This window comes from Halobellus rufus (genome assembly GCF_000739575.1).
In the GTDB taxonomy this organism is placed as follows: domain Archaea; phylum Halobacteriota; class Halobacteria; order Halobacteriales; family Haloferacaceae; genus Haloquadratum; species Haloquadratum rufum.
Genome location: NZ_BBJO01000056.1, coordinates 1 through 9,682, shown reverse-complemented (window position 1 = coordinate 9,682; position 9,682 = coordinate 1). Strand labels below are relative to the sequence as shown.

Annotated in this window: 7 protein-coding genes and 2 pseudogenes; 6 read left to right on the top strand and 3 right to left on the bottom strand. The window is 69.4% G+C overall.

The annotated features are described in order from the left end of the window. Positions 1–80: 80 nt before the first annotated feature. Positions 81–1,115, bottom strand: a complete 1,035-nt coding sequence (asd, locus tag ACP99_RS17470) for an aspartate-semialdehyde dehydrogenase (RefSeq protein ID WP_049987821.1) — start codon at positions 1,113–1,115, stop codon at positions 81–83. Between the two features lie 226 nt (positions 1,116–1,341). On the opposite strand from asd, the gene ACP99_RS17465 reads away from it, so the two are divergent. The 3 genes and pseudogenes from ACP99_RS17465 to ACP99_RS17455 all read left to right on the top strand — a co-directional run bounded on the left by ACP99_RS17465 (position 1,342) and on the right by ACP99_RS17455 (position 4,545). Further along, a complete protein-coding gene (locus ACP99_RS17465) occupies positions 1,342–1,605 on the top strand; it encodes an amphi-Trp domain-containing protein (RefSeq protein WP_049987820.1) in 264 nt (87 codons plus the stop codon). Positions 1,606–1,735: 130 nt separating this feature from the next. Next, positions 1,736–3,565 carry an acetyl-CoA carboxylase biotin carboxylase subunit gene (locus tag ACP99_RS17460; RefSeq protein ID WP_049987819.1) on the top strand — a complete coding sequence of 610 codons (1,830 nt, stop codon included), beginning with the start codon at positions 1,736–1,738 and terminating at the stop codon, positions 3,563–3,565. Positions 3,566–3,598: 33 nt separating this feature from the next. Then, a pseudogene (locus tag ACP99_RS17455) lies at positions 3,599–4,545 on the top strand (biotin--[acetyl-CoA-carboxylase] ligase). 114 nt (positions 4,546–4,659) lie between these two features. Here the strand turns inward: ACP99_RS17455 and ACP99_RS17450 are convergent. Next, positions 4,660–4,941, bottom strand: a complete 282-nt coding sequence (locus tag ACP99_RS17450; protein WP_049987818.1) for a hypothetical protein — start codon at positions 4,939–4,941, stop codon at positions 4,660–4,662. 179 nt (positions 4,942–5,120) lie between these two features. Here ACP99_RS17450 and ACP99_RS17445 point away from each other — a divergent pair, with 179 nt between their 5' ends. The 3 genes and pseudogenes from ACP99_RS17445 (at position 5,121) to ACP99_RS17435 (ending at position 7,684) form a co-directional block, all read left to right on the top strand. Continuing rightward, a complete protein-coding gene (locus tag ACP99_RS17445) occupies positions 5,121–5,939 on the top strand; it encodes an inositol monophosphatase family protein (protein ID WP_049987817.1) in 819 nt (272 codons plus the stop codon). 62 nt (positions 5,940–6,001) lie between these two features. Continuing rightward, entirely contained in the window at positions 6,002–6,451 is a 450-nt protein-coding gene (locus ACP99_RS17440) for an Lrp/AsnC family transcriptional regulator (protein ID WP_049987816.1), read from the top strand. 94 nt (positions 6,452–6,545) lie between these two features. Next, positions 6,546–7,684: pseudogene (locus tag ACP99_RS17435) on the top strand (DUF63 family protein). 175 nt (positions 7,685–7,859) lie between these two features. Here ACP99_RS17435 and ACP99_RS17430 read toward each other — a convergent pair. Next, on the bottom strand, positions 7,860–9,557 hold the full coding sequence (locus tag ACP99_RS17430; protein WP_049987822.1) for a YcaO-like family protein: 1,698 nt from the start codon (positions 9,555–9,557) through the stop codon (positions 7,860–7,862). Positions 9,558–9,682: the final 125 nt, after the last annotated feature.

Genomic DNA, 9,682 nt, shown 5'->3' with positions numbered 1-9,682 from the left:
AGCGGCGTTTTTCCCTCCAGGTTTTTGTCGGGGGTTCGAGGCGGCGAAGCGCCGAGGACCCCCGAATAAAAAGGTGGGTTCTATACCCAGCCCTCTTCGACGAGCAGTTCGCCGTTGAGGACCGAGGCACCGGCCGCGCCGCGGATCGTGTTGTGCGCGAGGCAGTTGTACTTCACGCCGTTCGTCGTCTCCTGCAGGCCGCCGGCGGAGATCTGCATCCCGTCGCCGCGCTCGCGGTCGAGTCGGGGCTGCGGCCGGTCGAAGTCCTCGAAGACGTGGATGAGCTGATCGGGCGAGGAGGGGAGGTCCGCGCTCGGGTACTCCCGCATCGCCGCGGCGGCGTCCTCCGGCGTCACGTCCTCGCTCGTCTCGGCGAAGACGTTCTCCAAGTGGCCGTCGAGCGTGGGGATGCGGTTACACGAGGCGGCGACGTCCATCCCGTGGAGTTCGAGCTCCGCGCCGTCGAAGGAGCCGAGCAGCTTTCGGGACTCCGTCTCCATCTTGTCGTCCTCGCCGTTGATGTGCGGGAGCGCGTTGTCGATGATCTCCATCGAGGTGACGCCGGAGTAGCCCGCGCCGGAGACCGCCTGCAGCGTCGAGACCTGCACCGATTCGAGGCCGAACTGATCCAGCGCCGCGAGCGTCGGCACCATCGTGATCGTCGAGCAGTTCGGGTTCTTCACGAGCGCGCCGTCCCAGCCGCGCTGGTCGCGCTGGACCTCGATCAGGTCGAGGTGGCCGGGGTTGATCTCGGGGATCGTGAGCGGCACGTCGGGGGCCATCCGGTCGTTCGAGGAGTTCGAGGAGACGACGTAGCCCGCCTCGAGGAAGTCGGGTTCGACCTCGGCGGCCGCGCCGGAGGGCAGCGACGAGAAGAGGAGGTCGACGTCGTCCGGAACTTCCTCCGGCGCCGTCGCGGTGACGGTCATATCCGCGACGTCGTCCGGAATCGGCGTGTTCACGCGCCACTTCGCGGCGTCGCGGTAGCTCTTTCCAGCGCTCGACTCCGACGCCGTCAGCGCCGCGAGCTCGAAGGTCGGATGGTCTTCGAGGAGCTGGATGAACCGCTGTCCTACTGCGCCCGTTGCGCCGAGGATACCGACACGTACTGTCATTACCGTTGGCGTGGGAGACACACACATAAGGCGGTTTGGATTCCCGACGTATCTCACGAACGTTCACCGGTGTCCGGCCTGCGAGACGAGAATAGGATGTCTGTGTGAATTTGTCCGAATTGGTGAACGTTCGTTTCCCTGTCTTCACCTGCCGCGACACACCCTCGTTCTCGCGTCGAAGGAATCGGTAACTGGGTATATGTGTCGTTGTGGTGTCATCTGGCGTATGCCCGAAGAGCAACTGTTCAAGACGGAGACGACACAGACGCGGGCGGAGATCGCCGACGCGCTCCTCGCGTCCGCCGCGGAGATCGAGTCGGGAACGGTCACGCTGACGGACGCCGGAGCGGAGGTCGAGACGTCGATCCCCGAAGAGCCGACGTTCGAGGTCGAACTGGAGCGCCTCACCGACTCCGAGACCGGCGAAGAGCGCTACGAACTGGAGTACGAGATCCGCTGGCGGGAGGTACCCGCGGAATCTACCGAGTAGGCCCGCAAGATCGCCTCGATCGCCGTGGTCGCTGACGGTCGGTGCATCGACCACGTTCACGACGATCGTCGAATCCCCCTTCGTGCAGAACCGACAGATAGAGGTGGCGCGTTTCAGAACACATCGGCAAATGTTCAACAAGGTTCTCGTCGCCAACCGCGGAGAGATCGCCCTCCGGGTGATGCGGGCGTGCCGCGACCTCGACGTGCGGACCGTCGCCGTCTACAGCGACGCCGACAAGCACGCGGGCCACGTCCGGTTCGCCGACGAGGCGTACAACGTCGGGCCCGCGCGCGCGGCGGACTCGTATCTCGACCACGAGGCGATCATCGAGGCGGCGCGCAAGGCCGGCGCGGAGGCGATCCACCCCGGATACGGCTTCCTCGCGGAGAACGCGACGTTCGCGCGGAAGGTCGAGGAGACGGAGATCACGTGGATCGGCCCCTCGGCCGACGCGATGGAGCGCCTGGGAGAGAAGACGAAGGCGCGCGCGCTGATGCAGGAGGCGGACGTCCCCGTCGTCCCGGGCACGACAGAGCCCGTCGAATCCGCCGCGGAAGTCAAAGAGATCGCCGAGGAGTACGGCTACCCGGTCGCGATCAAGGCCGAGGGCGGCGGCGGCGGGCGCGGCCTGAAAGTCGTCCACTCCGCCGACGAGGCCGAAGCGCAGTTGGAGACCGCCCAGCGCGAGGGCGAGGCGTACTTCGACAACTCGTCCGTGTACGTCGAGAAGTACCTCGAATCGCCGCGGCACATCGAGGTGCAGATCCTCGCCGACGAGCACGGCAACGTCCGCCACCTCGGCGAGCGCGACTGTTCGCTGCAGCGCCGCCACCAGAAGGTCATCGAGGAAGCGCCCTCGCCCGCGCTCGACGGCGACCTCCGCGAGCGGATCGGCGAGGCGGCCCGCCGCGGCGTCAGCGCGGCCGACTACACGAACGCCGGGACGGTGGAGTTCCTCGTGGAAGACGGGGAGTTCTACTTCATGGAGGTCAACACCCGGATCCAGGTCGAACACACCGTCACCGAGGAGATCACCGGCATCGACGTCGTGAAGTGGCAGCTACGAGTCGCCGCCGGCGAGGAACTCGACTTCGCGCAGGGCGACGTCGAATTCGACGGCCACGCCATCGAGTACCGGATCAACGCCGAGAACGCGGCCGCGGAGTTCGCGCCCGCGACCGGCACCCTCGAAACGTACGACCCGCCGGGCGGCATCGGCGTCCGCGTCGACGACGCGGTCCGTCAGGGCGACGAGATCGGCGGCGACTACGACTCGATGATCGCGAAGCTGATCGTCTCCGGCGGCGACCGGACCGAGTGTCTCGCCCGCTCCGAACGGGCGCTCTCGGAGTTCGAGATCGACGGGGTGACGACGATCGTCCCGTTCCACCGGCTGATGATCACCGACGAGGCGTTCCGCGCGGGCGAGCACACGACCAAGTACCTCGACGAGGAACTCGACCCGACGCGGATCGAACGCGCCGTCGAAAAGTGGGGCGACGACGCGGCCGACACGAGCGAGGAGGGCGACGACGCCGACGACGCCGACGTGACAGAACGGGAGTTCACCGTCGAGGTCAACGGCAAGCGCTTCGAGGTCAACCTCGAGGAGCGCGGCGCGCCCCCGATTCCGGATCTCGACGGGGTCGGCGGGGGTGCAGCCGGCGGTTCCGGCAACCCGCAGACGCGCTCGCGACCGGACGAGGCGGCCGACGACGGCGAGGAGGTCGTCGTCGAGGGCGACGGCGAGCAGATCGCCGCGGAGATGCAGGGGACGATCCTCTCGGTCGACGTCGAGGAGGGCGAAGACGTCGCCGCCGGCGACGTCGTCTGCGTGCTCGAGGCGATGAAGATGGAGAACGACGTCGTCGCCGAGCGCGGCGGCACCGTCTCGCAGGTGCTCGTCGCCGAGGGCGACAGCGTCGATATAGACGACGTGCTGGTCGTCCTCGAATAGCGATGGACCGATGATCGAGCTTCGAGAGACACGATGAACGAGACGCGACGGGCGCTGTTGGGAGCGCTGGCCGACGGACCGGTTCCGGGCCCGGAGTTAGCCGAGCGACTCGACGTGTCGCGCGCGGCGGTCTGGAAGCAGGTCGAGGCGCTCCGCGAGGAGGGCTTCGAAATCGAGAGCGGCGACGACGGCTACCGCGTCGTCGACGTCCCCGAGTACGGGGCGGCGGCCATCGAGTTCGGCCTCGACGCGCCCTACGCGGTCGAGTACCACGAGCGGGTCGCGAGCACGAACAGCCGCGCGCGGGAGCTCGCGGAGGCTGGCGAGGCGGACGTCGTCGTGGTCGCCGACGAACAGACCGGCGGCCGCGGACGACTGGCGCGGGAGTGGGCCGCGCCTCCGGGGGGATCTGGGCGAGTCTGCTCCTCCGTCCGCATCGCCCGCCCGCCGAGATCCCGCTGTTCACGCTCGCGGCCGCCGTCGCCGTCGCGAAGGCCTCTCTGGACGTCGGCGTCGACGCGCGGATAAAGTGGCCCAACGACGTCCTCGTCGCGGGCGACGACGGCGAGGAGCGGAAGCTCTGCGGCATCCTGACCGAGATGGAGGGCGAGGCCGACCGCGTCTCCTGGCTCGTCGTCGGCCCCGGGGTGAACGCGAACGTCGACGCCGACGCGCTGCCGCCCGGGGCGACGAGCCTCCGCGCGGAGGTCGGCGACGTCGACAGACGGCTGTTCCTCCAGCGCGTCCTCGAAACGATCCACGGCCTGACGGGCGAGGGCGCAGACGTCGGCGAGGTCCTCGACGCGTGGCGCGACCACGCCGCGACGCTCGGGCGTCGCGTGCGAGTCGAAACCCCCGGCGGCACCGTCGAGGGCGAGGCCGTCGACGTGCGTTTTCCGGGGAGTCTGGTCGTCCGCACCGACGACGGCGACGAGCGCGTCGTCCACGCCGGTGACTGCGAGCACCTGCGGCCGGCGTAGCCGCCGCTCGAAACGACTGTCGCGACCGACTTTCGAGAGCGGCGGCGCTCACGGCGGAAGCTGACGAGGTCCGTAAAACGAAACGAAAAGAGCCCGCGTCGCAGTCGACAGCGTTCAGTTGGCGTCGCCGCCGTCGGTCAGCGGGCGTCCGCCGGCCGTGAGGACGCCATCGGCGATCTCGCGGGCTTCGGCGGGCGAGGGACGGGTGCCGTCGACGAACTGATCGCCGAGTTCCTCGACGACGCTCATCACGTCCGAGAGCGTCCCGCGCTCGGAGACCTCCGCGAAGACGTCCTCGTAGGCGTGTGCCTCCCAGTAGCTAATCTCGTAGTCGTAGGTGTCTGCCTGCGAGGCGACCGCGTATTGGAGCTGCCGTGCCGCGTCTGACGGGCGCATACCTGTACAAACAGCCCGTGATTACTAAAAGGTACTCAGACTCGGAATCGAGTTAATAGTCCGGTCGGCCGCGGTGGGCAACCGATGAACCGGTATGTTCTGCGGCGGAGAATAACGGCGATCCGCCAACCCGATGGTGAACCCGTGCGTTTACGACCGTCGGCGACTGGCTCTGCAGTATGGACACGACCGATCGGACGGGATCGACCGATCGAACGTCGGTGGCCCGGCGCGCGGCAGAGGCCGGTGCGACCGTCGCCGCCGAGCGGTTCCGCACCGCGATGGACGTCGAACAGAAGGGCGAGAAGACCGACGTCGTGACGCAGGCCGACCGCGACGCACAGGCCGCGGTCGTCGAAGAACTCCGGGCCGCCTTCGCCGACGACCCCGTCGTCGGCGAGGAGGACGACGAACTGAAGCGGGTGCCCGAATCCGGGCCGGCGTGGATCGTCGACCCCATCGACGGGACGAGCAACTACGTCCGCGGGATGCGCCTGTGGGGGACAGCGGTCGCCGCAGTCCGCGACGGCGAACCGGTCGCGGGCGCGTCGCACTTCCCGGTGCTGGACGACCGCTACTGGACCGACGGCGAGGAGACGTACCGTAACGGGGACCGAGCGGCGGTCTCGACGAAGTCCGACCCCGAAGCGTGCGTCGTCGCGCCGACGATGTGGTGGAACTTCGACGAGCGCGGGCAGTACGGCCGCGCCTGTCAGGCGCTTGCGGACCGGTTCGGCGACCTCCGGCGGATGGGCTGCGCACAGGCGGAACTCGCGGCGGTCGCCGACGGCTCGCTCGACGGCCTCGTGACGAATCTCCGGGCGTTCCCGTGGGACACCGTCGCCGGTGTCGCGATGATCCGGGCCGCCGGCGGGACCGTGACCGATCTCGCGGGCGAGCGCTGGCGGCACGATTCCGTGGGTCTGGTCGCCTCCAACGGACGTGTCCACGAGACGCTTCTCGAAGCGGCGCGACAGATCGACGAGGACGACTCCTGAATCGCCTCGGGCCTCGTGATAGACCCACAAATCGCAAGTCACTCGGTACCGATAGTACCGGCATGGACCTCGACGAGACGGATCGGGAAATCCTCCGCATCCTCCAGGCCGACGCGCGGACGCCGTTCAGCGAGATCGCCAGACGGATCGATATGTCGAGTGCGACTGTCCACGACCGAGTCGGTCGGATGGAAGAGGCGGGCGTCATCGAGGGGTACCACGCGCAGATCGATCCGCGGTCGGTCGGCCTCGGGACCTCGGCGTTCGTCGGCCTTCGAATCGAGCAGGGCCGCGAAAACGACGCGCTCGACCGGCTCAGAGAGATCGAGGCCGTCCAGGAGATCCACCTGACGACAGGGGAGTGGGACGTGCTGCTGCGGTTGACCGTCGAGGATACCGACGGCCTCCGCGAAGCGATGTTCGAGGAGATCTCTCGGATCGAAGGGTTCTCTCGCTCCCAGACGATGGTCATTCTCGCGACCGACCTCGACGACCGCGCGCTCCCGATCTGAGAGCCGGGCCGCCGGCCGGAGTTCGGTCAGTGAGACGAGACGGCCCCTGGCGGAGACCGGAATCCTCAACACGACCGCCCTCCGCGTTTCCTCTATGTCAACAGTCGCCGAACGCGTCGGCGTCGCACCCGAGCGGCTCTGGGCGGGCGGGGTGCTGACCGCGCTCGCCGCGCTCGTCGTCGGCGCGCTTGCCTTCCCTGAGGTCTCTACGACGGGTTCATCTGGCACTACTTTTGGGGGCCCGTGCAGGCGGACGCCAACTCGGCAGTGTGTGCGATCCGACCGGGCAGTACCGTCGAGTACATCTACAACACGGGGGCCTGTGCGAACGCCGCCGAACCGGTCGCGTATCCCGGCTACACGCTCGTCTCCGAGGTCGGCTACATGGTCACGCTGCTCGTGGCCCTCCTCGGGGTCGTCTTCCTCCTGCGACGCCTGGACCTCGGAACCGACCGGGAGTTCTTCTACGCGCTCCTCCCGTTCGTCTTCTTCGGCGGGGCCCTCCGGGTCGTCGAGGACGCCAACGACGCCGTGCCGGCCGCGGAGGCGCTCATCAGCTATCCGCTGAACACGCTCTTCATCAGCCCGATCATCTACTTCACCGTCTTCGCGATCACGCTCGTCGCGGTCGTCGCCGCCGTCTGGGCCGCCCGAGCGGGGGTCATCGAACGATACGACTACGCGCTGTTCGGGATGGGATCGGTCGCGCTGCTGGCCACGCTCGCGTACCTGTTCTGGCTCGTGCTCGTCGGAGCGGAGGGAGTCGAGTTCTACCCGCAGGTCTCGGTGGTCGTCCTCCTCGGCGCGACCGTCGCCGCGGGCGCGACGTGGGTTCTCATCGAGCGCTTCGCGCCCGGCGTGAACGCGGGAACCCGGAAAATCGGATTCGTCATCCTCTGGGGGCACGCGGTCGACGGCGTCGCCAACGTCGTCGGGCTCGACTGGATGCCGGCGCTCGGAGCCGGCGCGAACCTGATCCCGAAGCACCCGGTCAACCAGTTCGTCGTCGACGTCACGGGGTCGGTACTCCCCGCCTCGGTACTGGCGGTCACGGGCGACACATGGCCGTTCCTCGTCGTGAAACTCGTCGCCGCGACGTTCGTGATCTGGGTCTTCGAGGACGAGATCTTCGAGGAGAGCCCGCGCTACACGATGTTGCTGCTCGTGGCCGTGCTCGCGGTGGGTCTCGGCCCCGGGACGCGGGATATGCTCCGCGCGACGTTCGGCGTGTGACTTCCCGCGCGGCGTTCGGCGTCTGAGCCTCCGAGCCTTTTTGTACCGGAACGCGGCCACCGACGGTATCGTGTGACCCCGACCACGCGGCGGTCCGCGGGAGTCCGACACGTCGCCGCGTGGAGCGACCGTGTCGGCTGTTAGCCCTTCCGTTAGCGCCCGCGGGCCCGTCGGCTCACGGGTACGGGTGATACGCCCGATCGAGTTCGGGCTCGAACCCCAGCGACGCCGGAACCGTCCGCGCCCGCTCGCCGAAGAACGGCTCGCCCTGAAAGAGCGGCTGGGCCTCGGGCACGAGCGCGCGGACCGCCTCGAACCCGAGTGCGTCGACGTCCGCGGTCGTCGTCCGGGCGGCGTAGGCGTCGAGTCCGGCGTCGGCGAGACGCTCCAGCACCGCCGCGAGTTCCGCCTCGCCCGTCGGGACCGCATCCGGGCCGACCGTCTCCGCCGGGACGGTCGCGTCGGCGTCGACGAACGCTCGGGCGGTTTCGGGAAAGTCCGCGTACTCGCCGATCGCGCCGCCCTCCTCGGCCGACTGCTCGGGGCCCATCGCCCGCAGTTCCATCCAGTTCTGGAGCGCCTCCGCGAGCGCCGAGCCCGCGGCGTCGACGGGGTCGAGCGACGCGCCCGAACCGACGGCGAACCGCGGCCACTCGCCGTCGCGGTGGACGGCCGCCGCCACGACCGGCACGTCGACGTCCTGCGTGACCAACAGCGTCGTGACCGACAGGTCCTCCGCGCGGGCGCGCTTTTCCAGCGCCGCGAATCGCGCGTCCGACACCGACAGCGCCAGCGGCTCGAACGAGGAGTACCACGCGAGCATCGTGGCGTCGCGCTCGATCACCTCGTAGAGCCCCGAGAGCAGGGCCTCGACGCCGGAGTTGCCCAATCCCAACCCCGTCGTGATCGCCGGTTTGAACCGCTCTTCGGGCGGCGGGTAGTGGACGAACTCCGCCGGAAGCGACGCCGACTCGTCGGCTCGGAGGTCGACGCCCTCGACCCACGGGATCGGCGTCTCCGGATCGGGGTCGGGGTAGTCGTCGGGCCGGACGAACCGCGCGGGCGACACCGGCCGCGCGCGGGTCCGCTCGGGGGCGACGGTGAACTCCGCGCGGCGGTAGACGCCCGCGCAGTAGCGTTCCAGTCCCTCTCCGAGCGCCTTCATGAACGCCGCGTCCCAGTCGGGGTCGACGCCGGCGGCGAGTTCGGCGGCCCGCGCGTCGCTGAATCCGGTCGTGTCGGCCGTCTGCGCGAGGTAGTACGGCACCGGGAACGACTCTCGCTCGCCGACCTGCGAGACGATGCCGGTCCGCTCGTCGAGCGCGCGCTCCGCGCGGGCCAGCGAGTCGTCGAGGTCGACCTCGCGGTGGTCGCGTCGGACCGCCCGGTCGCGCGATTCGGGCGACGGGACGGGGAGGATCCGCCGCTCGGCGACGACGCCGGTTCCGGCGATCTCGGCGACGGTTCCGGCCACGTCCGCGTCGCCGGCGAGCAGCGCGACCGCGCGGCGACCAGCGACCGCGCCGGCGAGGCGCACGGCGCTCCGGTCGCCGGAGGGCGAGTCGGCCGAATCTGTCGTCGCCGCGACGCGTGCGGCGAGGTCGGCGAAGCGAGCGCCGCCGGGGCCGAACGCGGAGACCGCGGCGTCGATCGACTCGACCGCGCGGCCACCGACCCCGCCGACCTCGACCAGCACCAGTCGGGCCGATCGCTCGTCGATCGACTCCACAGCGTCGGCTCCCGCTGGGACGACGGCGACGGTCAGCGCCGGGTCGTCGGCGTCGGCGACGACTCGCGCGTCGACGTCCTCGAAGGCCGCTTCCGCGGCGGCGGCCGCGGGGCCGCTCCCCAGGAGTTCGATTTCGTGAGTCACGGCTCTCACGAGGAGACTGAGGAAGTAAAATCGCCGGGGTCGACGGCGGCGACGGCCGGTCGGACGCACTCACGGCTGCGGGCGATCACTCGCCACCGGCGTCGTTCACCGACGCTCACTCCCCG

Excerpts from the sequence above, each read along its gene's own strand:
- asd (WP_049987821.1), bottom strand. The coding sequence starts at position 1,115 with ATGACAGTACGTGTCGGTATCCTCGGCGCAACGGGCGCAGTAGGACAG.
- ACP99_RS17465 (WP_049987820.1), top strand. The coding sequence starts at position 1,342 with ATGCCCGAAGAGCAACTGTTCAAGACGGAGACGACACAGACGCGGGCG.
- ACP99_RS17460 (WP_049987819.1), top strand. The coding sequence starts at position 1,736 with ATGTTCAACAAGGTTCTCGTCGCCAACCGCGGAGAGATCGCCCTCCGG.
- ACP99_RS17450 (WP_049987818.1), bottom strand. The coding sequence starts at position 4,941 with ATGCGCCCGTCAGACGCGGCACGGCAGCTCCAATACGCGGTCGCCTCG.
- ACP99_RS17445 (WP_049987817.1), top strand. The coding sequence starts at position 5,121 with ATGGACACGACCGATCGGACGGGATCGACCGATCGAACGTCGGTGGCC.
- ACP99_RS17440 (WP_049987816.1), top strand. The coding sequence starts at position 6,002 with ATGGACCTCGACGAGACGGATCGGGAAATCCTCCGCATCCTCCAGGCC.